The 25,639-nt window shown below is 70.3% G+C and carries 23 protein-coding genes; 16 read left to right on the top strand and 7 right to left on the bottom strand.

Annotated features, from left to right (window positions below):
* Nucleotide 1: 1 nt before the first annotated feature.
* Together AABA78_RS35655 and AABA78_RS35650 are read right to left on the bottom strand one after the other, a co-directional pair.
* Nucleotides 2-319 (bottom strand): hypothetical protein, encoded by a 318-nt coding sequence (locus tag AABA78_RS35655; RefSeq protein WP_171420340.1) that lies wholly within the window; start codon nt 317-319, stop codon nt 2-4.
* A 150-nt stretch (nt 320-469) separates the two neighbouring features.
* Complete coding sequence (locus AABA78_RS35650; RefSeq protein ID WP_338269934.1) at nt 470-1,657, bottom strand: cyclic nucleotide-binding domain-containing protein; 1,188 nt, start codon at nt 1,655-1,657, stop codon at nt 470-472.
* A gap of 145 nt (nt 1,658-1,802) precedes the next feature.
* Between AABA78_RS35650 and AABA78_RS35645 the strand changes: the two genes are divergently transcribed.
* The 4 genes from AABA78_RS35645 to AABA78_RS35630 all read left to right on the top strand — a co-directional run bounded on the left by AABA78_RS35645 (nt 1,803) and on the right by AABA78_RS35630 (nt 6,638).
* Nucleotides 1,803-2,789 (top strand): Rieske 2Fe-2S domain-containing protein, encoded by a 987-nt coding sequence (locus tag AABA78_RS35645; RefSeq protein ID WP_338269932.1) that lies wholly within the window; start codon nt 1,803-1,805, stop codon nt 2,787-2,789.
* Nucleotides 2,776-3,687, top strand: coding sequence for a fatty acid desaturase (locus AABA78_RS35640; protein ID WP_338269931.1), 912 nt, complete (start codon nt 2,776-2,778; stop codon nt 3,685-3,687). Before AABA78_RS35645 ends, AABA78_RS35640 begins: the two co-directional genes overlap by 14 nt.
* An 80-nt stretch (nt 3,688-3,767) precedes the next feature.
* Entirely contained in the window at nt 3,768-5,225 is a 1,458-nt protein-coding gene (locus AABA78_RS35635) for a phosphatase PAP2 family protein (RefSeq protein ID WP_338269929.1), read from the top strand.
* Nucleotides 5,226-5,327: 102 nt separating this feature from the next.
* Nucleotides 5,328-6,638, top strand: coding sequence for a DUF418 domain-containing protein (locus tag AABA78_RS35630; protein ID WP_338269928.1), 1,311 nt, complete (start codon nt 5,328-5,330; stop codon nt 6,636-6,638).
* Here the strand turns inward: AABA78_RS35630 and AABA78_RS35625 are convergent.
* Nucleotides 6,601-7,227, bottom strand: coding sequence for an SgcJ/EcaC family oxidoreductase (locus tag AABA78_RS35625; RefSeq protein WP_338269926.1), 627 nt, complete (start codon nt 7,225-7,227; stop codon nt 6,601-6,603). The genes AABA78_RS35630 and AABA78_RS35625 overlap by 38 nt on opposite strands.
* 540 nt (nt 7,228-7,767) lie before the next feature.
* Between AABA78_RS35625 and AABA78_RS35620 the strand changes: the two genes are divergently transcribed.
* On the top strand, nt 7,768-8,898 hold the full coding sequence (locus tag AABA78_RS35620) for a FadR/GntR family transcriptional regulator (RefSeq protein ID WP_440588523.1): 1,131 nt from the start codon (nt 7,768-7,770) through the stop codon (nt 8,896-8,898).
* 161 nt (nt 8,899-9,059) lie between these two features.
* Nucleotides 9,060-10,328, top strand: a complete 1,269-nt coding sequence (locus AABA78_RS35615; RefSeq protein ID WP_338269923.1) for a type I restriction enzyme HsdR N-terminal domain-containing protein — start codon at nt 9,060-9,062, stop codon at nt 10,326-10,328.
* Nucleotides 10,329-10,331: 3 nt separating this feature from the next.
* Here AABA78_RS35615 and AABA78_RS35610 read toward each other — a convergent pair whose 3' ends face one another.
* Together AABA78_RS35610 and coaA are read right to left on the bottom strand one after the other, a co-directional pair.
* Nucleotides 10,332-11,324 (bottom strand): cysteine synthase A, encoded by a 993-nt coding sequence (locus AABA78_RS35610; protein ID WP_338269922.1) that lies wholly within the window; start codon nt 11,322-11,324, stop codon nt 10,332-10,334.
* Nucleotides 11,325-11,340: 16 nt separating this feature from the next.
* Nucleotides 11,341-12,294, bottom strand: a complete 954-nt coding sequence (coaA, locus tag AABA78_RS35605; protein WP_171420342.1) for a type I pantothenate kinase — start codon at nt 12,292-12,294, stop codon at nt 11,341-11,343.
* 181 nt (nt 12,295-12,475) lie between these two features.
* Here coaA and AABA78_RS35600 point away from each other — a divergent pair, with 181 nt between their 5' ends.
* The 3 genes from AABA78_RS35600 (at nt 12,476) to AABA78_RS35590 (ending at nt 16,356) form a co-directional block, all read left to right on the top strand.
* On the top strand, nt 12,476-13,738 hold the full coding sequence (locus AABA78_RS35600; RefSeq protein WP_338269921.1) for an OprO/OprP family phosphate-selective porin: 1,263 nt from the start codon (nt 12,476-12,478) through the stop codon (nt 13,736-13,738).
* 164 nt (nt 13,739-13,902) lie between these two features.
* Nucleotides 13,903-14,910: a hypothetical protein gene (locus AABA78_RS35595; protein ID WP_338269920.1), complete on the top strand. Its 1,008-nt coding sequence runs from the start codon at nt 13,903-13,905 to the stop codon at nt 14,908-14,910.
* A gap of 126 nt (nt 14,911-15,036) precedes the next feature.
* Nucleotides 15,037-16,356: a hypothetical protein gene (locus AABA78_RS35590; protein WP_338269919.1), complete on the top strand. Its 1,320-nt coding sequence runs from the start codon at nt 15,037-15,039 to the stop codon at nt 16,354-16,356.
* Nucleotides 16,357-16,359: 3 nt separating this feature from the next.
* Here AABA78_RS35590 and AABA78_RS35585 read toward each other — a convergent pair whose 3' ends face one another.
* Nucleotides 16,360-17,655 (bottom strand): AAA family ATPase, encoded by a 1,296-nt coding sequence (locus AABA78_RS35585; protein ID WP_338269918.1) that lies wholly within the window; start codon nt 17,653-17,655, stop codon nt 16,360-16,362.
* 28 nt (nt 17,656-17,683) lie between these two features.
* On the bottom strand, nt 17,684-18,379 hold the full coding sequence (locus AABA78_RS35580; RefSeq protein WP_338269917.1) for a glutamine amidotransferase-related protein: 696 nt from the start codon (nt 18,377-18,379) through the stop codon (nt 17,684-17,686).
* A gap of 230 nt (nt 18,380-18,609) precedes the next feature.
* On the opposite strand from AABA78_RS35580, the gene AABA78_RS35575 reads away from it, so the two are divergent.
* The 7 genes from AABA78_RS35575 (at nt 18,610) to AABA78_RS35545 (ending at nt 25,631) form a co-directional block, all read left to right on the top strand.
* Entirely contained in the window at nt 18,610-19,695 is a 1,086-nt protein-coding gene (locus AABA78_RS35575) for a M35 family metalloendopeptidase (RefSeq protein ID WP_338269916.1), read from the top strand.
* A gap of 92 nt (nt 19,696-19,787) precedes the next feature.
* Nucleotides 19,788-20,405 carry a protease gene (locus AABA78_RS35570; protein ID WP_338269915.1) on the top strand — a complete coding sequence of 206 codons (618 nt, stop codon included), beginning with the start codon at nt 19,788-19,790 and terminating at the stop codon, nt 20,403-20,405.
* 112 nt (nt 20,406-20,517) lie between these two features.
* Nucleotides 20,518-21,624, top strand: coding sequence for an isopenicillin N synthase family dioxygenase (locus tag AABA78_RS35565; protein ID WP_370469504.1), 1,107 nt, complete (start codon nt 20,518-20,520; stop codon nt 21,622-21,624).
* A gap of 72 nt (nt 21,625-21,696) precedes the next feature.
* Nucleotides 21,697-22,980 carry an MFS transporter gene (locus tag AABA78_RS35560; RefSeq protein ID WP_338269913.1) on the top strand — a complete coding sequence of 428 codons (1,284 nt, stop codon included), beginning with the start codon at nt 21,697-21,699 and terminating at the stop codon, nt 22,978-22,980.
* A gap of 185 nt (nt 22,981-23,165) precedes the next feature.
* Complete coding sequence (locus tag AABA78_RS35555) at nt 23,166-23,342, top strand: hypothetical protein (protein WP_338269912.1); 177 nt, start codon at nt 23,166-23,168, stop codon at nt 23,340-23,342.
* Between the two features lie 44 nt (nt 23,343-23,386).
* Nucleotides 23,387-23,956 (top strand): class I SAM-dependent methyltransferase, encoded by a 570-nt coding sequence (locus AABA78_RS35550; protein WP_338269911.1) that lies wholly within the window; start codon nt 23,387-23,389, stop codon nt 23,954-23,956.
* A 43-nt stretch (nt 23,957-23,999) separates the two neighbouring features.
* The gene (locus tag AABA78_RS35545) at nt 24,000-25,631 is read left to right on the top strand and encodes a fumarate hydratase (protein ID WP_338269910.1); all 1,632 of its coding nucleotides are present in this window, start codon (nt 24,000-24,002) and stop codon (nt 25,629-25,631) included.
* The last annotated feature ends 8 nt before the right edge of the window (nt 25,632-25,639 follow it).

Genomic DNA, 25,639 nt, shown 5'->3' with positions numbered 1-25,639 from the left:
GTCAGTGGCCGGACGCCGTCGACGCGGCGAACTCCTCCGGCACCATCGCGCCGGAGATGGGGAAGTCCCTCGGCGCCTTCTCCCACGCCTTCCCGGCCGCCGGGCGGGCAGCCGTCCGAGGGAGCTGTCCCAGGCCGATGAGCGTCAGCGACAGCAGGCCCAGCCCCACGGCCCCCGCGGCCAGCTCGTCCACGAGGCCGACCCGGCGAAGGCCGCCCACCCCCAGGAGCGGGAGCGCGGCGATGGGCGTGGCCACCCACGCCAGCCACGTGCGCCAGTTCGCGCGAGCCTGTTGCCTCAGTGCGTCGATTGAAGCCATCGGGACGTCCTTCCGAACAGGAGGGTTGTCCAGGAGGATGGGGATGGACCCGGGTCCAATGAAAGGCCCCCGCGCCGTGCTCGCCCGCCTCCTCACGGGCAGGGCGGTGGTGCGGGGCGGCAAGGACGAGGACCGGAGCCCTCCCCGCGTTCAGCCGCTCAGCGCCCGCACGCGCGCCGCGAGGTTCTGCGTGAAGAGCCGGTAGATGTGCAGCGAGGCCGCGTCGTGCGTGGTGAGGAAGTGCTGGAAGCTCTCGCGGGTGATGCGCAGCGCGCGCACCGCCGTCTTCGCGCGCACGTTCGCGGACACGGGGCCGTCCTGCACGAGGGAGATTTCTCCCAGGAACGAGCCCGGCCCCAGCGTGTTGAGGTGCCGCGCGTTCGGCTCGTTGCCGGAGAAGACGTCCACCGTGCCCTCCAGCAGCACGAGCAGGCCCGTGCCAGGGGAGCCCTTCTCCAGCAGCACCGAGCCCGGCGTGACCGTCACGGGCCGCGCCAGCCGGTACAGGTCCTTCATGTCCTCCAGCGTCAGCTCGCCGAAGATGGGGATGGCCTTGAGGAAGCGGTAGCCGCTGGCCTCCGGCACGGTCGCGCCCGCGGCCAGCCGCGCGAGCAGCGCCTCCGCCTCCACGTCCAGGCCCATGCGCCGCAACAGCCGCGCCTTCTCCGTCACCAGGACCGGATCCGCGCGCAAGAGCTCGGAGCTGCTCAGCGCGTCCGCCAGCACCGCGAGCGCCCGGTGCGTGAAGCCTCCGGCGTCCAGCACCTTGCACGTGCGCAGCACCGCTTCGACGTAGCGCGGATCCTCCGCGAGCACGCCGCCCAGCGCCTCGGCCTCCGCGTGGGCCTGTCCCAGTTCGTGGTACAGGTCCGCGGCCTCGAAGGGACGACCCAGGCGGACCAGACAGTGCGCCATGGACTCGCGGGCCCCCAGGCCCCGGTAGACCTCCAGCGCGCGCTCCAGCGCCCCACCCCGCTCGAAGGCCGCCGCGGCCTTCTCCACCTCGCCCGCGCGCAGGTACGCCTCCGCGGCCGCCACGTGCTGGCCGCCCTGCGCGTACAGGTCCGCCACCGACACGTCGTCGCCGCTGCCGTCCAGCAGCCGCGCCGCGCCCGTGAAGTCGCGCGCCCGGCGCAGCACGTCCACCAGCCAGTGGCGCTCCTTCACCGACCCCTGCGCGGCCTCCTTGCGCAGGCGTTCGCGCTGCGCCGCGCCCAGCTCCTCGTAGAGCTGCGCCGCGCGCTCCGGCTCGCCTTGCGCCGCCAGGGACTGCACCACCTGGAGCGTGCCGCCCCGCGCCGAACCGCCCCGACCGCTGCCCGCAGTTTCGCCTGCCATCTCACACGTCCCTTCCCAGGCCCGCCCCGTCGGGGCGACGCGCCCGGTTCCACAAGCGCCTGACTAACCAGGAACCCGAGCGTAAAGCCAGCCTCCACCGGCCCCCCCGTGGCCCTGGAGACACCGGGTCCGGTAGGGTCCGGGCATGGTTGTTCCCGTCCCGGCCGGGGTGTCTCCGGACCGCCTCCCCGGGCCCTCGCGCCCGCGCTCCTGGTACCTCGTGGCCCCTTCGGCGGCCCTGCGCCCCGGCCAGGCGATGGGCGTCCAGGTGGGAGGCCACGAGGTGGTGGTGTTCCGGAGCCACGAGGGGCGCGTCCACGCCCTGTCCGCGCACTGTCCCCACCTGGGGGCCCACCTGAAGCACGGCACCGTCCAGGGCGAGCTGCTGCGCTGTCCGCTGCATCACTGGAGCTTCGACGGAGGGGGCCGCTGCCGCGCCGCGCCGGGACGCAGCGACGTGTCCGCCCTGCCCGGCCCCCGGACCTGGCCGGTGGAGGAGCGCTTTGGAGGGGTGCTGGTCTTCAACGGGGCGGAGGCGCTGTTTCCCCCGCCCGACCTGACGGGTGGGGAGCACGTCTGGAACGTGGGGCCTCCGGTGACGGTGGGATGTCCCTGGCTGCCGCTGGCGGCGAACGCCTTCGACCTGGAGCACCTGCGCACGGTGCACCACCGGGAGCTGTGGGACACGCCCACCTGGGAGACGCCGGACCGGTACACCCTGCGGCTGCGCTACACGTCGCGCGTCATCGGCACGGGCGCGAGCGACCGGCTGATGAAGGCGCTGTCGGGCAACCGCATCCGCGTGGAGCTCACAATGCACGGCGGCACGCTGATGTCGGTGAAGAGCGACCTGGGCCGGACGCGGGGCCTGCTGCTCGCGAGCCTGACGCCGGTGGCGGAAGGCACGTCGGTGCGGCTCGCCGTCGCGGCACGGCGGGGGCCGGTTCCAGGCGCGGCGGCGCTGGTGCTCGGCGTGTCGCGGTGGCTCTACACGTCGTTCCTGCGCCGGGACCTGTCCGTGCTGGACGGCATGCGCTTCAACGTCGCGACGGCGACGGCGGATCCGGTGATGCGCCAGCTGCTCGACTTCGCCGTGGGCCTGCCCGAGGACGGGGACGATGCGCGCCGATGACGCTCCGCCGATTCCCGCCGCGCTCAATGCGCTGTTGCTCGTCGCGGCGATGGGCACGGGGGCCCTGTGCCTGTGGGCCGCGTCGCACGCGGAGGGGCTCTGGGTGCGGCTGGTGGCGGCCGGGGTGTTCTCCTACGTGAACAACACGGTGTTCTCGCTGTTGCACGAAGCGACGCACGGCGTGCTGCACCCGTCGCGGAGGCTCAACGACGGGCTGGGCCGGCTGGCGGCGACGTTCTTTCCCACATCGTTCACGTTGCAGCGCGCGTTCCACCTCACGCATCACCGGCACAACCGCACGGCGCGCGAGCAGTTCGACTACCTGCACCCGGGCGACCACCGCTTCCTCAAGTATGCGCAGTGGTACGTCATCCTGACCGGCGTCTACTGGTTGTTCGTGCCGCTGGGCGCGTTGGTGTTCGCGCTCGTGCCGGGGCTGCTGCGGAGGTTGAGGGGCCCGGGCACGCGCTACGGGGAGCAAACGGGCGCGGACGCGTACCTGGGGCGGCTGGAGGACGCGCCGGGCGCGGCCATCCGCGTGGAGGTGCTGGGGATGGTGGCGGTGCAGGCGGGGCTGGCGTACGCGCTGGACCTGACGCTCGTGGGGTGGGCGCTCTGCTATGCGGCGTTCGCGGTGAATTGGAGCTCGCTCCAGTACGCGGACCACGCGTGGTCGCCGCTGGACGTGCGCGAAGGCGCATGGGACCTGAAGGTCGCCGCGCCGGTGCGCTGGGTGTTCCTCAACTACCACTACCACCGGGCGCACCACCGTCACCCGCAGGTGCCCTGGCTCTACCTGGGCCGCTACGTGGATGAGCGCGTCCCCCGGCCGTCCTTCCTGCGGGTCTGGCTGGCAATGTGGCGGGGACCCCGGCCGTTCCCGGAGCAGACGAAGTGAGTGCGCCATCGAGCAGGCCCAGCTCCGGGAAGGGAGCGCGTGCGGAGGGTCCACTGTTCGGCTGGCCCACGCGGGAGGAGTTGAAGCGCACAGGCGCGATGACGTTCGGCTTCGCGCTGTTCTTCCTCGCGGTGTACGGCGGCGCGAGCTGGGTGACGGGCTTCTATCCCGGTGGCCTGCGCGTAGACCTACCGTTCGAGCAGCACATCCCGTTCATGCCCGGGTGGGCCGCCGTCTACGTCAGCATGGACGTGCTGCTGCTCCTGTCCCTGTTCATCTTCCGGACCTGGCGGCAGCTGCTCCCCTTCGCGCTGGCGTTGTGCGCGGAGACGGTGCTGGGAGCGCTCTGCTTCCTCGTCCTGCCGGTGGAGGTGGCGTGGCCGACGCGCGCCGTGACCGGCGGGTGGACATCAGTCTTCCAGGCCGCGGACACGATGAACCTGGAGCGCAACTACCTGCCGTCACTCCACGTCGCCTTCGCGTGCACGGCGGCCCTGGCCTACCGCGAACGTTCAGGTCCGGTAGCCAGTACCGTGTTCGCGCTGTGGGCACTGGCCATCGCGGCGTCCACGCTGCTCATCCACGAGCACCACCTGGTGGACGTGCTCGCGGGAGCGCTGCTCGCCTGGGGCACGTGGCATGTCGTGGCGCCCAGGGTCCGGAAGGAAGCATTCGTCGAAGCCGTGCGGGTGGAGGCCCTCTGCGCGCGCGAGCTGTCCCGCTTCGCGCGCAGGCATCCGCGCTACGGTCTCATCGCGCTCGCGCTGTATCAACAATCCCTGGGGCGCTGGAGCAAGGCGCGCAGGGCGCGGGTGGGGTTCTGCTTCCTCCAACTCGTGGATGACGTGCTGGATGGAGATCGTCCTGTCGATGGCGAACCGCTGGACGCCATCGACGCGCTCCTGCGCACGCTGGAGACTGGAGCACCGGCTCCCGCGACGGAGCTCCATGACACCGCGACCCCACTCGGCCGGGTGCTGCTCACGGAGCTGACCGACCCGACGGCCCGCGAGCAGGTGTTCGAGCTGGTGCGCACGATGCGCCGGGACCGCGAGCGGGTGCGCGATGGGCGCTGGTGGGACGCGGCGACACTCCAGAACCAACTCGGCGACACCTTCCGGCTGTCCGTGGGCCTGATGCTGCACGTCGCGGATGCCCAGGTGCGAGCGGAGGAGGCGCCTTCCCTGCTCGCGGCGTTGGGTTGGTGTTCCGTGATGCGCGACCTGCGCGAGGATCTGGCCCAGGGCCTCTTCAACGTCCCCGCTGACGTCGCGGCGGAGGTGCGCGCCCAGGGGCATGAGCCGGAGGACTTCGACTCCCTGCTCGCAGCCGAAGCCGGACGGACGTGGGCGCGGAGCGAGTACCAGCGCGCCCGCGCCCTGCTGGACCGCTCCGCGAAGGAGCTTGCCAACCTGGAGGGCAGGCCCGGTGTCGCGCTGCTGCGACTCTTCCACCGGTCGGTGGAGGCCTTCTGGGCCCGGAAGCTGCCGCGCCGCATGCCCTTCCTGCGCGAGGCGCCGGTCCTCGAAACCTCCTGAGTCCTTCACTCGCGGTCGTCACACCCGTGCGTGGGGTGCGGTCGCCGCGGACGACTCTGTGCATGCGTTGACGGGAGCCGGAGGGAGGCATCTGCTGGACGCATGTCCGACTCCGTCCCTTCCGCCTCCAGCGCCCGCCCGGTGGACGCCTCCGAACGGCTGCCACTCCTGGACGTGCTGCGCGGCTTCGCGTTGTGGGGCGTCTTCGTGTCGAACAGCTTCGCGTGGTTCAGCGGTCGCGTGCTCATGCCTCGCGAGCAGGCCCAGGCGCTGGCTGCACCGCCCTTCGAGGCGGCCGTCACGGCGCTCTACCACTTCTTCGTGAACCAGAAGTTCGTCACGCTGTTCGCCTTCCTCTTCGGGCTGGGGTTCTCCATCCAGCTGAAGCGAGCCGAGGGTCGAGGGGCCTCCGTCGTCCCGGTGTACTCGCGCCGGTTGTTGGTGCTGCTGGGCATCGGCGTGGTGCACCTCACCGCGCTGTGGGCGGGAGACGTGCTCTCCACGTACGCGCTGCTGGGCTTCGCGCTGCTCCTCTTCCGGGACCGTTCGGACCGGATGCTCTGGATGTGGGTGGGCCTGTCGGTGGTGGTGGTCCCGCTGCTGGTGCCGGCGCTCCTGCACTTCGGCCCCATCCTGCTCCACGGCGCGCAGGCCGCGGCCGACGCCGCGAAGGCCACCGAGGCCATGGAGGCCCAGACGCGAGGGCAGCTGCTGTTGGGGCTCAAGAGCGACTCGCTCTGGACGACGCAGGCCGCGAACGCGCACTTCCTCCAGTACATGCTGCCCACGCTCAAGCGGCTGCTGTGGATGATCTTCATCCTGGGCCGCTTCCTGCTGGGATTGCTGGCGGGCCGGCACCTGTTGCTCCAGGACGTGGAGCGCCACCGCGCCTGGCACCGGAAGCTTTTGGGCTGGGGGCTGGTGCTGGGCGTGCTGGGAAATGGCGCGGGGGTGGTGGTGCAGCACCTGCGCCTCGCGGGGCTGCTCGACCCGTCGAAAGCACACTGGATGTTCACCCTGTCCGCCATCCAGGAGCTGGGCTACCTGGGCCTCGCCGCGTTCTACGTGGCAGCCTTCGCCCTGCTCTTCCAGAAGGAGCGCTGGCGCCGATGGCTGGGCGTGCTGGCGCCGGTGGGGCGCATGGCGCTGACCAACTACCTGCTGCAGACGGTGGTGAGCCTCTGCCTTTACGACGGCTGGGGGCTGGGGCTCGTCGGCAAGCTCACGCCATCCGCCTGTGTGGCGCTGACGATGGGGGTGTTCGCGCTCCAGATTCCGTTCAGCCACGCGTGGCTGTCGCGATTCCGCTTCGGTCCGGCCGAGTGGTTGTGGCGCTCGCTCACCTACGGCCAGCGCCAGCCCATGCGGCTCGCGCTCAAGCCGTCGCCGGCCGGCGTCCCCGACGTCCAATGAAGAACCCCGCCGCGAGCGCGGCGACCGCGACCAGCGCCCCGAAGCCCAGGGCCGCGTTCTTCACCTTGGTGAGCAACGGGTTATCGAACACGTTGGTGGAGTAGTGGAACGCGGCGATGAGCCACCGGTCGCCCTCCTTCACCAGCGTGCAGGTCCACCGCCCGTTGATGACCAGGTCGGTGCCGTCGTTCAGGATGTAGTGGTCCAGGGACGAGCCATACGCGATGCCCGAGTTGCCATACAGGCGGGTGAGCGCATCCACGTCGAACTTCGCCGTGACCTTCTTCACGACGCTGTTCGGGCCGCCCAGCATCTGCGCGTAGTAGGCGCGGATGGCGTCCTTCCCCACGAGGACGTCGTTGTTCATGGTGGAGAACACGACGTCCGGGTGCAGGTGCGACAGCAGCCGGTCCAGGTCCTGCTTGTTGAGCGCGTCCTCCATGTCCTGCTTGATGGCGCGCAGCGCCTGATGCGTCGCCTCGTCACCAGAGGCCACCGCCGCCGGAGCCACGGCCTCCTGCGCCCCCGACACGAAAGGGACCGCGACGAACAGCAACGCCAGGAGACCTACGAACCGGGTGCGCACCATCGAAGCTCCGTGAAGGAAGCGAGAAGGCGCGCATCCTAGACGACCCCTCTGGATTTCCGTATGCCGAGCGTGCCCGCTCTCCTGGGGGCGCGGTTCCCTGGAGCAACGAAGGATTCTTCCGAGACCCGGCTCCTCAACGTCAACCTCGACCGCCGCGGCACTTCAGGGGTTCGCGACCTCGTTCGTGCGCTGAAGCCGTCCTTGCTCGTCCTCCGGTTGGCCGACACCGAGGCCTCCCTGGAGCATCGTTCCGCGCAACCCCTTGGCCACGCTGCTGGGAATCAGGTCGGAATTGCTATTCACGATCCACGCCAACGCCACGGATTGAAGCGACTCCTGGAACGCCGCCGCCTCGTGAGCAGGGTTCCACGGTCAGGGGCGCCTGCCGGGCGGGCTCTTGCGCGAACCTGTCCGACTGTCGGACAGGTTTTCGCCGCATCGGGCCCAAGCCCGCGCTGTCCCGGCAGTTGATGAAGACCGTGGGCGCTCGCGTCCATGTCAGACCCATCTGGTTGGATGGGCGTGGCTTGGGCGAGGAGGATGGTGATGGTGCGGGTGGGACTCGTGGCGTACGTGGAGGAGCAACTCGAGCGCGCGATTGCGCTGGGGATGCTGCCGAGGGGGCAGTTCGGCTCGGAAGAGAAGCTGGCGCGTGAGTTCGGGTGCTGCCGGGGTACCGTTCGGGAGGCGTTGCGACGGCTGGCGGCGCGAGGCCTGGTGGTGCAGCGCTCCGGACGGAAGACGCGCGCGGTGGCGCTCGATGAGTCGTTGACGCTGGAGAACCTGGGCCTGGCTCTGCATGACGAGCGCTCGGAGGAGTGCCGGCGGCTCCTGGAGGGCTACTTCAGCCTCAAGCGGCAGGTGCTGGTGGAACTGCTGGCCGACTGCTGTGCGAATGCCTCCGAGGCCCAGGTGAGCCAGTTGGAGTCCACCTGCTACGCTCTCTGGGATGCGGCGCGCTGGGAGCCGGGTGCACGCTGCGCACAGTTGGAATTCGAGTTGCTACGACTGGCGGCCCACGCGGCGGCCCGTCCCGGGCACCTGCTCCTCATTCAGTCGCTGCAGCGGGCCATGAGGGGTAACGCGGCCCGGCTGCAGTTCCTCATGGGCGGAGAGTCGCTGCGCCAGTGGGCCATCTGCGCGATGCACGCCCTGGGCGATCGCGACGTGCGGGCGCTGACACACGAACTGCCGGCGTTGCTGAAGGCGTGCGACGAGGGCGTGCTGGACGCCTTCGCCCCTGCTCTTCGGGAGCATGCGCCCTCCGAGGACTCCCGCGCGCAGGAGAGCCACTCCGAAGCTTGCGCGTCCACCGCCGCGCAGGACGAGGCACTGGAGCCACGCCCCTGTGTGGACGAGGGCGGCATCGACTGCCTTGCGTCCACCGTCGAGGACAACAAGATGCTCGAGTCTGCATCCTGCCCCAATGAGGGAGAGTCCCCTCCCATGGAGCCGGACCGCGTGGCGCTGTGTCCTCAAACCGACCTGGAGCTCGCCTCCAGCAAGCCGGGGCGTGAGCGCGTTGCGGAGGACGTAGTGGGCGCAGTCTTGGGAACCCTCTCCGACTGTCGGGCAGCTTGGGACAATTTCAATCCAGAGGGAGGCCTCCCGTCCGAGCCTCCATCCACCTGTTTCTGCGGACACCGCTGCACCGATAACTGCCTGTTCTAGCGGCGGTGAGCACGTCGAACGAGAGCAATAGGAGCCATTGCAGAAGCTGGCCGGACCGAGCCGTCATACCGCCTACTCACTCGAAGGAGGTATGGACAAAGACACTGCCCAGGATTGTTGTTCCCGGAGCCCGACTTCGACGGGTCGCAGGGGGGAACGCCGTGGACGCGAATCAACTGCTGGAGCTGGTCAAGCGTTATCAGGACTCCAGGAACTTCATCACCAACGAAGAGACCGCCAAGCAGGCGCTGGTGGTCCCCTTCATCCGGCTGCTTGGCTACGACCCCGGCCTTCCACGGGAGGTGCGTCTGGAATACTCGGCGGACTTCGTCCAGGGCGACGGCAAGAAGCTCCCGGACCGGATGGACTTCGCCATCTTCGACCAGACGGGACTGAAGCCTCTCATCGTCATCGAGACCAAGCCCCTGGGCACGGACCTGAAGTCCCGCGCCCAGCAGCTGGCCCGCTACCTCTCCCAGCTCCCGGAACTCCACTTCGGCATCATCACGGATGGGTGCCACTACCTGTTCTTCGGTGACCTGGAGAACCCCAACGTCATGGACCCGGAGCCCTTCTTCACGTTCTCCCTGGAGGACACGAAGTCGGACTGGGCCAAGGTCGCGAAGTTCCTCTCCAAGTTCAGCCGCGAGTCCTTCAACGCCACGACGCTCATCACCGACGCGGAGAACAGCCGCTACCGCCAGGGGATGATCGACAAGCTGTCCGCCGCCCTGAAGTCCCCCGGCGAGCACGAGGGCTTCCTCAAGTGGCTCACCGAGGACATCTACAAGGGGAAGCGGACCACCGCCGTCATGGAACGCCTCGCGGAGGTCGCGAAGGAGGCCATCGAGCCCACCCTCCTCCGCGTCATGGGCGATGACTTCCTCGACAAGCTCAAGGAGCGCATCCAGCGGTTGAACGAAGGCGTGGAGCCGTCCACCGCCAAGGAGGGCGCCAACGTCGTGAAGGCCGACAGCGCGAAGCCCTTCGAAACGGAGTCCCGCGCCCCGGGCGACGACAAGGCACGCCCCCCGGTGGAGACCACCGAGGAGGAGCTGTCCTTCTTCGGCATCATCCGGGACATCTGCACCAAGAACGGCCACGCGGCGGAGGACGTCCTCTACCGGGACACCGCGAGCTACTTCAACGTGTCGTTCAAGAAGCCCACGAAGTGGTTCGTGCGCTTCTTCGGCAATGGCAAGCGCAAGAGCCTTGCCACCTGGGTCCCGGTGGAGGAGGCGAAGGCGCTCGCCGCGGGCTTCGAGGTCGAAGCGTCCCCCGCCGCCTTTGGCGTGAGCCGGGTCTACATCCAGTCGATTCCAGAGGTGTGGGCGCTCAAGGCGCTGGTCGCCCGGAGCCTGGAGCTGTCCCTCACCGCCAAGGAGGAGGCGCCCGCGGAGCCCACCCTCAAGGTGGTCGCCAGCCAGTAGGCCTCACACCGCCGGCAGCGGCTTCACCGTGAGCGCTTTCGACGCGAGGAACTCCGGGTTGAACACCTTGGAGGCGTAGCGGCTGCCGTGGTCGCACAGGAACGTGACGATGCGCAGGCCCTGTCCCTGGTGCTTGCGCGCCACCGCCCACGCGGCCCGCACGTTCAGGGCCGCGGAGGTGCCCACCACCAGCGCGTCCTCGCGCGCCAGGTGGTAGAGCATCTCCAGCATGTCCTGGTCCTCCAGGCGCATCGCCTCATCCACGCGCGCCTGCCGGAAGTTCTCCGTCAGCCGCATGATGCCAATGCCTTCCGTGATGGAACTCCCCGCCGTCTCCATCTTCCCCGTGCGCACCTGGCAGTAGAGCCCCGACCCCGGCGGATCCACCAACACCACTCGCAGGGCCGGGTTCTTCTCCTTCAGGTAGCGGCTCGTCCCGGACAGCGTGCCGCCGCTGCCCACCGCCGCCACCAGCACGTCCACCTTGCCTTCCGCCTGCTCCCAGATCTCCGGCCCCGTCGTCTCGTAGTGGAAGTCGCCGTTCGCCGTGTTCTCGAACTGGTTCATCCACGCCCAGCCGTTCGCCTCCGCCAGCACCCGCGCCTGGTGGAAGAAATGCGAGGGATTGGAGAACGGCACCGCCGGCACCCGCCGCACCTCCACGCCCATCGCCTCCAGGAGCTCGTACTTCTCTCGCGCCTGGTTGTCTGGCATCGTCACCACCACCCGGTAGCCGCGCTCGCGCCCCAGCAACCCCAGGCCGATGCCCGTGTTGCCCGCGGTGCCTTCGACAATGGTGCCGCCGGGCTTCAGCTGCCCCGTGGCCTCCGCGCGTTGAATCATGCCCTTCGCGGCCCGGTCCTTGATGCTGCCGCCCGGGTTCATGAACTCCGCCTTGGCGACGATGTCACAGCCCGTCTGGCGGCTGAGCGAGCCAATGCGCAACAGCGGCGTGTTCCCCACCGCGTCCCAGAGCAACCCCATTCGTGGCGCCATGTCCGTCCTCCCTCGGCTACAGCTTGCGCATCCGCACGCGGCGGACCTTGTGGTCGCTGCCCTTCACCAGGATGAGCCGCGCCCGTGAACGCGTGGGCGCGATGTTCTCCGCCAGGTTGGGCCCGTTGATCTCCGCCCACACCGACGCGGCCCTCGCGATGGCCTGCTCGCGCGTGAGCTCCGAGAAGCGCCGGAAGAAGGACCGCTCGTCGCGGAACGCCGTCTCCCACAGGTGCAGGAAGCGCTCCACGTACCAGTGGCGGATGTCCGTCTCGTTCGCGTCCACGTAGATGGAGAAGTCGAAGAAGTCCGACAGGAACGTCTGCGGCAGCCGCCCGCCCTCCACCGGCCCCGTCTGCAGGACGTTGAGCCCCTCCAGGATGAGGATGTCCGGCTGCCGGATGGACTGCGCCTCCTCCGGCACGATGTCGTAGACGAGGTGCGAGTACACCGGCGCCGTCACCTCCTCGCGCCCCGCCTTCAGCTCCGCCAGGAAGCGCACCAGCGCGCGCCGGTCGTAGCTCTCCGGAAAGCCCTTGCGGTTCATGATGCCCCGCTCGGCGAGCACCCGGTTGGGATGCAGGAAGCCGTCCGTCGTCACCAGCGCCACGCGCGGATGATCCGGCCAGCGCGCCAGCAGCGCCTGGAGGATGCGCGACGTGGTGCTCTTGCCCACCGCCACACTGCCCGCCACCGCGATGATGAACGGCACCTTGCGCACCGAGTGCCCCATGAACGCCTGCTGCGCCGCCCACAGCGACTGCGCCGACGCCACCTGCAGGTGCAGGAGGCGCGACAGCGGCAGGTAGACGTCCTCCACCTCGTGGATGTCCAGCCGGTCGCCCAGCCCCCGCAGCTTCTCCACCTCCTCCGCCGTCAACGTCATCGGCGTGGAGTCCCGGAGCTCGCGCCACGCGTCGCGGTCCAGGTCGACGTACATCGATGCGGCGCGGGGCTTGGTCACGGACATGCCGCCCAGCATGAACCAGACCTCCCCGGCTCCGGCAAGTGAAGGTGACAACAGGTCTTCCCTGCGATTCTTGACAGCAAGACTTTCCCACCTCCAACGTGCCCGCCCGCTTCCCGGTCGCGCCCCTCCGGTTCGGGGCCTCCTGCCCCTGGCGCCCGTCCCTCCCTCAAGAGGTCCCCGCGTGTCCGCCTTCCCCACCGCCGCCCTCGCAGCCGCCACGCGCCTGCTGCTCGCTTCGACCCAGGCGCGGGCCCAGGCCGCGGAGCCGCCGGTCGTCCAGGTGTCGGAAGAAGGCTTCACGCTGTCGTCCGCGGACAAGGCCTTCGTGCTCAAGCTGCGCGGGCAGCTCCAGGGTGACGGGCGCTTCTACCTGGCGGACACGGACCGCACCGGCACCAACACGTTCATCGTGCGGCGCATGCGCCCCATCCTGGAGGGGACGCTCTTCGGCTTCGTCGACTTCCGCCTCATGCCGGACTTCGGCTATGGGCAGTCCATCATCCAGGACGCGTACATCGATTTCCGTCCGGGGGAGTGGGTCCGCCTGCGCGCGGGCCGGTTCAAGACGCCGTTCGGACTGGAGCTGCTCCAGTCCGACATGGACAACCCCTTCATCGAGCGCTCGCTCACGGTGGACCTGGTCCCCAACCGCGACGAGGGCCTGGAGCTTCACGGCGAGGGCGAAGGCGGCCGGTGGCAGTACTCGCTGGCGGTGGTGAACGGCGACCCCGACGGCGCCAGCACCGACGCCAACATCGATGACAGCTTCGACCTGGTCGCCCGCGTCTTCGCCCTGCCCTTCAAGGGGCGTGAGCCGTCCTTCCTCCAGGGGCTGGGGCTGGGGATCGCGGCGACGCGCGGCCTCCAGTTCGGCACGGACACCAACACCGGCCTCGCGCCCGCGCGCAGCACGGGCCAGGAGACCATCTTCAGCTACCTGAGCAACGCGGACACCGGGGAGACCGTCACCGCGCACGGCCTGCACCTGCGGCTCGCGCCCCAGGGCCACTTCTACTGGGGGCACTTCGGCCTCCTCGCGGAGTACGTGCGCTCGTCCCAGGAGGTCCAGCGGGGGGACGCGCGCGCGAGGCTGCACCACCACGCGTGGCAGACGGCGGTGTCGTGGGTGTTCGGAGGGAAGGCCTCCTTCGAGGGCGCCCGGCCGACGAGGCCGTTCAACCCGAAGACGCTGGAGGGCGGCGCGCTGGAGGTGGCGGCGCGCTACCACGCGCTGGACCTGGACGACGCCTCCTTCCCCCGCTTCGCCAACCCCTCCCGGTCCGTGAGCCACGCGAAGGGCTTCGGCGTGGCCACCACCTTCGCCTTCAACCGGCGCGTGCGCTTCGCCCTGAACTTCCACCGCACGAACTACGAGGGCGGCGCCCCGGAGGGCGACCGGCCTCCGGAGAACGCCCTCCTGTCCCGCTTCCAGCTCACGTTCTGAACGCCGGCCCGCGCCCTGGAACCTCCGGTGACGCCGGGTGTCACGGCGGGCTTCGTCCTGGTGCGTCTTGAAGCGCGTGCGTCAGGTGCACGACGCTCCCGCTGCCCGCGACGCGGGGCCCTTGCCCGGGGGCCCTCCTTCGCGGACTCCCGCCGAGAGGACGCATGCCCGCGAACGTGTACCCGCAGCGCCCGACGTCTGTCCGCTCCCCGTCCCTGTCGAAGGGGCTCACGCGCGCCGCGCTGCTCGCCCTGCTGGGCCTGGGCGCGCCCGGGGCCGCGCAGCAGCCCCAGCCCCCCGTCACGGAGGACGTGCCGCCCCCGGTGCAGCCGTCCCTGCCCGAGCGCCGCGTCTTCTTCACCACGCTCAACGTGGTCCGCTACAACCCGCTGGGGCTGGAGTCGCAGAACCGGCTCGTCTACCAGAAGCGCCTCTTCGACAGCCCCTCCATGCTCCTGCGCGACACGTACGCCAGCGCCGCCGCGAGCCTCAAGCTGAGCCCCGCCTTCTTCAAGCTGGGGCCCGTGGTGGAGCTGCAGCCCGTGGCGATGTTCAACGTCCGCGCCGGCTACGAATACATCCAGTACTTCGGCACCTTCGGCAGCATCCAGTCGTACCCGGACTCCTTCCAGCCCTACGACGACGACCTGCGCAGCAAGACCAACGACGCCGCCTACGGCACCTCCGGGCACCACTTCTTCGTGGAGCCCATGCTCCAGGCGAAGGTGAAGTCCGTGGCGCTGCGCACGAAGCTGGCCATCGAGTACTGGAACGTGTCACTGCGCGACGGCGGGACGCGCGGCACTTTCTACGACCCCACGCTGGACACGCTGGTGCCCGGCAAGGGCTGGGTGCTGGCCAACGACACGGACCTGCTCTGGCTGGCCGGACAGTGGACGCTGGGCGCCCGGCTGTCCGCGGTGTGGCCCCGCTACGACGAAGACACCACCGCGGTGGAGCCGCTGCCCGGGCGCAGCCTGCCCACCAACCAGCACGTCCGCGTGGGCCCCATCGTCGCGTATGCCTTTGACACGAAGCCGGGCGGCCTCATGACCAAGCCCACCGTGCTGCTCATCGCCGGCTGGTACCTCAAGCATGAGAACCGCGTGAACGCCATGCCCTACCTGCTGGGCGGCTTCTCCTTCAGCACCGAGCTGCTCTCCGGCCGCTGACGACTGTTCAAGCGTCAAAGCCACACTGCCCTCCGGGGCAGTGTCCCAGGGTCCGGGTCGTTCCTAACTCGCACCGTCTGTCTTTGCGGACAGCCGGGGGTGCACATGGGAAGGACACACAGGGCGATGGGCTGGCGGCTTCTCGGGAGCATCTTGGTGGTGATGGCGCTCGGAGGGTGCGGCCCCGTGGAGGCGCCGGAGGCCTCCCCTGGGACCCAGGAGTCAGGGCTCACCGGCGGGGGCCTCGTCTGGGTGAAGCACCTGGGCTCCAGCCGGCCCGACCAGGCCCACGCGGTGGCCTTCGACCGCGACGGCAACATCCTCGCGCTGTTCCTCTATCAAGGCAGCGTGGACCTGGGCGCGGGCCCCGTCGGCTCAGGCAACCCCGACAGCTTCGGCTTCGCGGTGGCGAAGTACACGACGGGCGGCGCGCTCTTGTGGACTCGCACCTACGAGGGCGTGCTTCCTCCCGGCGGGCAGAACTTCGTCAACGCGGTGGCACTCACGGTGGACCGGGAGCGCAACGTGCTCGTCGCGGGGACCTCGAATGAGTCCATCGACCTGGGAGGGGGGCTGCAGCCTCCGGGCGCCTTCCTGCTGAAGCTGCGCAAGACAGGGCAGTTCCAGTGGGCCCGGCACTTCACGGGCAACATCTCGCCGCGGGACCTGGTCACCGACTCGCAGGACGCCATCGCCATGACGGGCAATGCCTTCCGCACGGTGGACTTCGGCCTGGGCCCCAATGACTCGATGGTGACGGACGTCGTGACCGCCTTCCTCACCAAGTTCAACGCCGCCGGCACCGCGCAGTGGACCGTGCGGGAACAGTTGGACCTGAGCAGCGGCGCCAGCGTCGCGGTGGATGAAACGGACGCCTTCTACTTCGGCGGTATCCGGTATCCCGACCCCGAGGCCTGGAAGGTCAGCCCCTCGGGCACGGTGGTGTGGACCCGTTCGCTGGTGGGCGCGTCGGGAGGAGCCGCGGCCATCGCCGTGCACGGCAACCGCGTGGTGATGGGAGGCCAGTTCAGCAGCACCTTCACGTTCCGGGGTCAGACGGTGACGCCCCCGGCCTCGGGCGCCGGCTTCCTCGTCGCGTGGACCCGCGCAGGCGAGGAGCGCTGGGCGCGCGCCTACCCGCAGGCCGTGGGCGCGGTCGCCATGGCCGAGGACGACGCCGTGGTCGTGGGCGGTGCCTCCATCCAGCCGGACTCAGCCTCCGGCTACACGCTCTTCACCGCGAGGCTGGAGCGCATCGAGGGCCAGCAGCAGTGGCGGCACACGTACGCTTCGACCGGGCGACCGTTCTTCACGGACGTGGCGGTGAACAAGCAGGGCGCGTTCGTGGGCATTGGCTACTTCTCCGGCACGCTCCACCTGGGAAGGAACCTGGTCTCGCGCGGCTTCGACGACGACTTCCTCTTCAAGGGGTCGACGGCGCCCTGACGTTCACCCGAAGCCCTGGGCGCGCAGCACCGCGCCCAGCGGCACGGAGCCCGCGCGGAACGCGTCGAACCACCGCGCGGCCTCCTCCGGCGTCGGCTGCGTCCACCGCCAGCCGCCGTGTCCCCCGCCGGTCCCGCAGCGGATCAACGACGTGCGCAGTTGCTCCGCGTGCGCGAACGTCAGGTGTTCGAACACGAGCGGGCTCTGGCTGGTGACGAAGGCCTGCCGTTCGCCCAGGTCGTGCATGCACTCGCGCACCAGGTCCGGATGCAGGCCGTCCGCCAGCTCGTCCGCGATGACGAAGGCCTCGTGCACGTCCAGGTAGTAGAGGAAGGACAGGAGCCGCTTCTGGCCATGGCCCAGCTGCTCCTGTGTCACCGGCGTGCCGTCCGCGCGCGCGAAAGCGAAGCGGAAGCCGCTGAAGCCCAGCCGTCCGCCCTGGGACAGCGGCGTCGTCTCCGTCACGTCCACGGACAGCGTGCCGGACGCGAAGCCCGCCAGCGTCACGAAGCGCGCGAGGAAGCTCCGGGGCACGGCGTCGTGGCGCAGGAGCAGCGCCGGGGGCACGGGCTCGTGCTCCACCTGCTCGCGCAGCCAGCCGGGCATCCACGTGGGCAGCGCCATGAGACCCAGCGGGAACAGCTCCTCTCCGCGCTGCTCCATCGCGTAGCGGATGGCGCCGATGCGCTCGAACATGCCCAGGGACTCGTCGAAGCGCGGCGGCGCCAGCAGGAACGTCTCCCGCAGCAGGTCCTTCAGCCGGTCCTTCACGCCGCGCTCCAGGTACTGCGCGGCCATGAAGAGCAGCGTCCACACGGAGCGGTCCAGCACCGACCAGTGCATGCGCTTGGAGAAGCCGGCCGCGCCCGCCACCTCGCACGCGAAGCCCGTGGCGCTCGCGCGCATGACGAGCCGCGCGTCCTCCGCCGCGTCCCACCGCACCGTCGCCACGATGGAGGGCATCAGCCCGTGCGCCAGCGCCCCGGGCGGCAGCGCCAGCGCGGCCCCCGGGCCCGTGGGGCCGCCCTCCCCCGCCGTGGCGGGCAGCGCCGCGGGCGGCTCGTTGCGCACGGCCACGTCCACCGTCAGCGCGTCGAAGCGCAGCGCGTAGTCCAGCGCGAACGGCTCCCGCAGCAGCCCGGAGAAGTCCGAGCACAGCACCGCGGACACCAGCTCCAGCAGCGTCGTGCGGCCGCTGCCCGTCGCGCCCACCACCAGGTTGAGCGTGGGGCCGAACGTCAGCACCGTGTCCGGCGCGAGCCCCCGGTAGTGGTGCACATGCAGGCGGGTCAGCTTCATGGCGTCCGGCCCTCCCCGGGGACCGCCGTCAGCGTAGGCCCTTGGCCAGCTGATGCGCGAGCCGGTGCAGGAGCTCCGTGTTCTCCGCCTCCGCTGCCTTCAGCTTGGGCAGCTGCGCCTTCAGCGCCTCCACGTCCTTGCCCCGCGTGACGAGGTCCTCTTCCCCCAGCTCCAGCCAGCGCCCCAGCTCCCGCGCCGTCAGCTCCAGGTGGAACTGGAAGCCGTAGGACCTCCCCAGCCGGAACGCCTGCTGCGTGTACCGGTCCGTGGACGCGAGCAGCGTCGCGCCGGGCACCGGCGTGTACGTGTCCCCGTGCCAGTGCGCCACCGCCGTGCGCGGCTTCACGCCCGCCACCACCGGGTCCTTCAGCGCGTCCTGCGTCCAGCGCACCGGCCCCACGCCCACCTCGAAGCCGTTCTTGCCCGGCGACACCGTCGCCCCCGCCGCCGCCGCCAGCAGCTGCGCCCCCAGGCACACGCCCACGCACGCGCGGTCATTGGCCAGCCGCTCCCCCAGCAACGCCAGCTCCTCGTTGAGGAACGGGTGGGCGTCCGCCTCGTACACGCCCATGGGCCCACCCATCACCACCACCAGCGGCGCGTCCACGTCCTCGCGCTTCACCGTGCGGAAGCGCCGCACCAGCGTGAAGCCCGCCGCCTCCAGCGCCGGCCCCAGCAGGCCCGGTCCCTCGTGCTCCTCGTGCTCGAACACCACCGCGCGCATCGTCCGCCACCCCTTCCCTGGGCCTTCGTTGGTGCCACGTGCCGCGCGGAGACTAACGCTGCCGGCCACGGTTGGCCGCGACGCGGCGTGAACCCGGATAGTCGGCAGGCATTTATTTCACAGCATTTCGTGCCATCATCAGCGGGCCCGGTTTCTCCTATAAGCATGCGGACCCGGGCATTCCCCCTTGGGTGTTTTCCGTCGCGTCGTTTTCCGAAAGGAAGTTCCTCGTGAGCAAGAGCCTTCGCGGTTTCAAGTGGCTGATGGGCACGGTGGTCGGCGTTTCCCTGCTGAGTGGTTGCGGCGCTCCTCCGGCGGAGGGTGAGTCCACCCCGGCCGAGGCCACGGAGCAGGCCCAGGGCGCCCTGACGGCGCAGGTGTCCGCGGGCAAGGCCTCCATGGCCGCCAGCGAGCGCGTGACGGTGGAGGTGACGCTGACCAACACCTCCTCCGCGCCGGTGAGCATCTACAAGTGGGACGCGCCGGGCGAGGGCCTCAACGAGGGCCGCCTGTCGGTGTCGCGCGACGGCCAGGCCGTGGAGTACACCGGCGCGCACTTCAAGCGCGTGCTGGGCCGCTCCGAGGACCTCATCACCATCGCCCCCGGCCAGAGCATCTCCGGCCCGGTCGTCGTGTCGGACGCGTATGACCTGTCCGTCTCCGGCACCTACACCATCCGCTACGAGCTGGAGGCGCGCGAGGGCGTGACGGCGCTGTCGTCCAACTCGGTCAGCCTCTTCATCGAGGGCCGCCGCAACACCCGCGACGAGGCCGAGGCGATGCGCCAGGTGACGGCGCAGGGCCTGTCCTACTCCGGCGCCTGCACCAGCTCCGAGCAGACCAGCATCACCAACGCCTACAACAGCGCGAAGACGTACTCCAACAACGCGTACAGCTACCTGAGCGGCACGCCGTCCGCGACCAGCCGCTACACCACCTGGTTCGGCACGTACTCCAGCACCAACTGGAGCACCATCAAGACCCACTTCAGCAAGATCGCCAACGCGTTCTCGACCGCGGCGGTCGTCGTGGACTGCAGCTGCAACGACAGCGGCACCTACGCGTACGTGTACCCGGGCTCGCCGTACAAGATCTACGTGTGCGGCGCCTTCTGGAGCGCCCCCAACACGGGCACGGACTCGCGCGCGGGCACGCTGGTCCACGAGATGAGCCACTTCACCGTCGTGGCCGGCACGGACGACTGGGCCTACGGCCAGACGGCCGCCAAGAACCTGGCCAAGTCCAACCCCACCAACGCGCGTGACAACGCGGACAGCCACGAATACTTCGCGGAGAACAACCCCTCGCTGCCGTAAGGTGACGGTGGGCCGTTGACCTGAAGGGGCGCGGGCCGCACGGGCTCGCGCCCCTTTTCTTTTCGCCGCACGAACACAAGGAGCGCCACGTGATGAGGCTGGGACGAAGGAACCTCGCATGGGTCGCGGTGCTGTCCGCCGCCGGTATCACCGCCTGCACGCCAAAGCCCGCGGAGCCGCCCGCGCAACAGCAGGCCCCCGTCGCCGCGACGCCGCCCCCCGCCGCCACGCCCCCCGCCGAGCCCACCCCGGAGCCCGCCGCCGTGACGACCCCCAAGCTGGAATGCGCCCTGAGCGTCCCCCCGAAGGCCAAGGCGGGCGAGCCCGTGGAGGTCCTCTTCAAGCTCACCAACCGCGGGGACACGCCCGTCTGGGTGCTCAAGTGGCAGACGCCGCTGGAGGGCATCCTGGGCACCGTGTTCCAGGTCACCCGCGACGGCGAGGAGGTGCCGTACCAGGGCCCCATGGTGAAGCGCGCCGCCCCGTCCGCGGACAGCTACATGGCCATCGCCCCGGGCGCGACGGTGGAGAACACCGTGGAGGTGACGCAGGCCTATGACTTCAAGAAGCCGGGCACCTACCGCATCACCTTCCGCGACGCGCTGATGGACGTGGCCACGCGCAAGGAGGACGTCCCCCGGGCGGGCGGCGACTACAAGTCCACCCCGGTGACGTGCGCCCCGGTGGACGTCACCGTCGCCGCGCGCTGAGAAGCGCGCACGGAGGAAGGGGAGCCTTCTGGATTTCCCCGGAACGCCAGGGGGCGAGCAGGCACGCTCCCCCTCCTCAGCCGGGCCCGGGCGCGATACACCTGGGCCCACCATGGCGGACACCTCCTCGATGAACATTCCGACGGTCGACCTGCTGGACCTCGCGTCCGGTGAACCGGCGCGCCTCGAGCGCGCCGCGGCGGCCCTGCGCGAGGCCTTTGGCGTCTTCGGCCTCGTGTTCGTGAAGAACCACGGCGTGGACGCGCCGGCGCTGGAGCGCTTCTACGACGCGTTCTCCGCCTTCGTGGCCCGCCCGGACGCGCAGAAGCGCCCCCTGGGCCGCGCGGACTTCTGGTACCAGCGCGGCTGGACGCCTCCCAACACGGAGGTCGCCGTCGCCAGCAACGGGCAGCCGGACTTCAAGGAGTGCTACTTCGCGGCGCCCACGCCCACGGACCCCCAGTCCGCCATGGAGTTCCCGGAGCTGTACCCGGAGAACATCTGGCCGGACGACGCGCCGCCCTTCTTCCAGGAGGGCCTGCTCACCATGGGCCGCGCGCTGCACGAGGCCGGCCTCAAGCTCTTGCGCGGCGCCGCCCTGGCGCTGAGCCTGCCGCAGGACACCTTCACCGCCGCGTGCGAGAAGGCGCCCCACGTCACGCGCGCGCTCCAGTACCTGCCGCTGGGCCCCACCCAGGTGAACACCGGCATCCTCTGGGGCGAGGAGCACACCGACTTCAACCTGCTGACGCTCCTGCCCGGGGGCCGGTTCCTCAACCCCGAAGGGCGCCCCGCGCCGAAGCCGGACGACCAGAGCGGCCTGTACCTGCGCACGCGCGCGACGCCGGACGCGCCCAACGGCGAGATGGTGCGCGGCACCGCGCCCGCGGGCTGCATCGTGGCGCAGGTGGGCCAGCAGCTGGAGATCCTCACGGGCGGCACGTTCCTCGCCACGCCGCACGTCATCACCGCGCCGGGCGTGCCCGGGTGGCAGCGCCAATCCGCCGCGCACTTCATGCACGTGCACACCAGCCAGGTGCTCTTCCCGCTGCCGGGCTTCCGCACGCCGGAGGCGGTGGCCAACTACGCGCCACCGGTGCTCGCGGGCACGTACGACATCAAGACGCTGGTGGACATCGGCCTGGCGCCGCCCGCCGCGCTCGACAAGCTGGGCTACCGCCACTACGACCGGCTCAACCGGATGCGCGCGACCTCATAAGCCGCGCGCGGGGCCGTGCGCCCCATGTGGCTGGCGGCGGGGGACGGGCTGCGTTACAGCGCAGCCACCTCCATGGACAGCCCCTCCGCCCCCGCTCCATCCATCTTCCGTCACCGCGACTTCCGGCTCTATCAAATCGCCCGTCTGTGCGCGGTGCTCGCGGCGCAGATCGAGTCGGTGGCCATCGGCTGGCAGGTGTACGAGCTCACCGGGAGCGCGCTCGCGCTGGGCTACACGGGCCTGGCCCAGTTCGTCCCCTTCCTCGCCTTCAGCCTGCTGGGTGGGCAGCTGGCGGACCGCTACGACCGCCGCCGCATCCTGGCGCTGTGCCAGGGCGTGATGATGGTGTGCAGCCTGCTGCTGCTGTCCTTCACCCTGGGCCACTTCCAGGACGTGCGGTTCGTCTACGGCGTGCTGGTGCTGTTCGGCACCGCGAGGGCCTTCTACGCGCCCGCGGGCTCCGCGCTCACGCCCTACCTGGTGCCGAAGGAGGAGCTGACGCGCGCCGTGGCGGTGAACTCCATCACGTGGCAGGTGGCCACCATCACCGGCCCCGCCCTGGGCGGCCTGCTCTACGGCTGGCTGGGCGGCAAGGGCGTCTACATCACGTCCGCGTCGCTGTGCGCGCTCACCATCATCTGGATCCTCTCGCTCAAGGTGCGCACCGGCAGCGCGTCGCGCGAGCCCGTCTCCCTGAAGACGCTCGTCGCGGGCCTGCGCTTCGTGCGCCAGAAGCGGATGCTGCTGGGCAGCCTCACCCTGGACCTCTTCGCGGTGCTGCTGGGCGGCGCGGTGGCGCTCCTGCCCATCTACGCGCGCGACGTGCTGCACACCGGCCCGTGGGGCCTGGGCCTCTTGCGCAGCGCTCCGGCCGCGGGCGCCGCGCTGGTGGCGGTGCTGCTCGCGTTCCGTCCGCTGGGCGGCCACGCCGGGTGGAAGATGTTCATCGCGGTGGCGGTGTTCGGCGCGGCCACGCTGGTGTTCGGCCTGAGCACGTCCCTGCCCCTGTCGCTCGCGGCGCTCGCCATTGGCGGGGCGGCGGACATGGTGAGCGTGGTGGTGCGCCACACGCTGGAGCTGGTCTCCACGCCGGACGACATGCGCGGCCGCGTGAGCGCGGTGAACCTGATGTGCATCGGCGCCTCCAACGAGCTGGGCGAGTTCCGCGCGGGCTCGCTCGCGGAGGCCCTGGGCGCCGTGCACGCGGTGGTGATTGGCGCCGTGGGCACGCTGGTCGTCGTGGGCCTCTGGGCCTGGCTCTTCCCGGAGCTGCGCAACGTGGACCGGCTGGAGTCCGCCGAGCACCGCCCGCCCCTCCCCGAACAGGACGCCACCGAGTCCGCGCCCTCCGTCTGAGCCCCCACGGGCGCAGGGTGAAAACCATCGCGTCCGAAGGGTTGAACTCCGGGTGAGGGGCCTGTTGCCTGGGGGGCCACCCGGGGACGGGCCTTGTAGCCGGAAGGGACACAACCGGGGCCCGCCGCCCGCGGCCTCCCGAGGAGCGCCGCCGCTGGTATGGTCCGTGCTTGGACGTACGTCCCATGGCGTACTACTTCAACGTGGTGGCACTCTGCGTAGGGACCGCGTTCTGCTTCGTGTTGGGCCGGGCCCTCTTCGAAGAGGTTGAGCCGGCGCCCGCTCCGGCCCGCACCACCGCCCAGGCGGACTCCAGCCCGGCCCGCGTCGTCCGGGCCGACACCTGCCACCCGCGCAAGTAGGGCCCCACGCGAGGGCGCCCCCGCGCGATGATGCGCGCCTTCCCGTGGGCGCGACCGGCTCCTTCCTCCTCCTGCTGCTGCTCTGGGCGGTGCTCCTCGTGGGGGTGCTGTCCATCGTCGTGTCCACCCTGCGCACGGGCGCGCCGCCCATGCCCAGCTCGCCCCGGGTGCGGCGGGCGCTGCTCGCCATGTTGCCGGGGGACACCCGGGGCACCGTGCTGGACCTGGGCTCGGGGTGGGGGGACGTGGCCTTCGCCCTGGCGGACCACTGCCCCCAGGCGCGCATCGTCGCGTACGAGCTGTCCTGGCTGCCCTGGTGCTTCAGCCGCCTGCGCCAGCGCCTCTTCCCGCGCCCGAACCTCACGCTGGTCCGCGGAGACTTCTTCGCCGCGTCCTTCCAGGACGCAACCTGCGTCCTCTGCTACCTGTCCCCGGGCATCATGACGCGCCTGGCGCCCCGCTTCGCCGCCGAGCTCCCCGAAGGCGCACGCATCCTCAGTCACACCTTCGGACTCCGGGGGTGGAATCCGGTGCGCTTCGTGCGGCTCCAGGACCTGTACCGCACCCCCGTGTACCTCTACGAAGTGCCGCCCCGCGCGCCGCCCGGTGAGTAGAGTCCCCGTCCGTCCACCCCTTCTCTTTAGAGACCCGCCCGCGATGAGTGACTTCCAGTTCCAGGACATGCTGCCGCTTGGCAAGGACGAGACGCCCTACCGCCTGCTCACGAAGGAGGGCGTCTCCACGTTCGAGGCCGGCGGACGCAGCTTCCTCCAGGTGGAGCCGGAGGCGCTCACGCTGCTCACCCGCGAGGCCATGCGGGACATCTCCCACCTGCTGCGGCCCGGGCACCTCCAGCAGCTGGCGAACATCCTCCAGGACCCGGAGGCGTCGTCCAACGACAAGTTCGTGGCGGTGGAGCTGCTCAAGAACGCGAACATCGCCGCGGGCGGCGTGCTGCCCTCCTGCCAGGACACCGGCACCGCCATCGTGATGGGCAAGAAGGGCCAGTACGTCCTCACCCGAGGCGGCGACGAGGCGGCCATCTCCAAGGGCGTGTTCGACACGTACCTCACGTCCAACCTGCGCTACTCGCAGATGGCGCCCCTGGACATGTACAAGGAGGTCAACACGGGCAACAACCTGCCCGCGCAGATCGAGCTCTACGCGACCGACGGCGACGCCTACAAGTTCCTCTTCATGGCCAAGGGCGGCGGCTCCGCGAACAAGAGCTACCTCTTCCAGGAGACGAAGGCCGTCCTCAACCCGCAGAGCCTGCTCGCGTTCCTGGAGCAGAAGATCCGCTCGCTGGGCACCGCCGCGTGCCCGCCGTACCACCTGGCCATCGTGGTGGGCGGCACGTCCGCGGAGTTCGCGCTGAAGACGGCGAAGTACGCCTCCGCGCGCTACCTGGACACCCTGCCCACCAGCGGCAACGCGCTGGGCCGGGGCTTCCGCGACGTGGAGCTGGAGCAGGAGGTGCTCAAGCTCACGCAGCGCACCGGCATTGGCGCGCAGTTCGGCGGCAAGTACTTCTGCCACGACGTGCGCGTCATCCGCCTGCCCCGCCACGGCGCGTCCTGCCCGGTGGCCATCGCCGTGTCCTGCTCCGCGGACCGGCAGGCGCTGGGCAAGATCACCCGCGACGGCGTCTTCCTGGAGGCGCTGGAGACGGACCCCGCGAAGTACCTGCCGGAGACGGCGGAGACGGACCTGTCCGGGGACGTGGTGAAGCTGGACTTGAACCGCCCCATGAGCGACCTGCGCGCGGAGCTGTCGCGCTACCCCATCAAGACGCGCCTGTCGCTGTCCGGCTCGCTGGTGGTGGCGCGCGACATCGCGCACGCGAAGATCAAGGAGCGCCTGGACCGGGGCGAGGGCATGCCCCAGTACCTCAAGGACCACATGGTCTACTACGCGGGCCCGGCGAAGACGCCGGAGGGCTACGCGTCCGGCTCCTTCGGCCCCACCACCGCGGGCCGCATGGACGCGTACGTGGATCAGTTCCAGGCGCAAGGGGGCAGCTTCGTGATGCTGGCCAAGGGCAACCGCTCCCCCGCCGTCACGGAGGCGTGCAAGAAGCACGGCGGCTTCTACCTGGGCTCCATCGGCGGCCCCGCGGCGCGCCTGGCGCAGGACTGCATCAAGAAGGTGGAGGTGCTGGAGTACGCCGAGCTGGGCATGGAGGCCGTGTGGAAGATCGACGTAGTCGACTTCCCGGCCTTCATCGTCGTGGACGACAAGGGCAACGACTTCTTCGCGAACATCAACAAGCCGTCCGCGAAGAAGTAGGCCTTGAG

It is taken from the genome of Corallococcus caeni (assembly GCF_036245865.1).
Taxonomy (GTDB): Bacteria; Myxococcota; Myxococcia; order Myxococcales; family Myxococcaceae; genus Corallococcus; species Corallococcus caeni.
The sequence above is the reverse complement of the archived record's forward strand: the minus strand, read 5'-3'. Positions and strand labels throughout refer to the sequence as shown.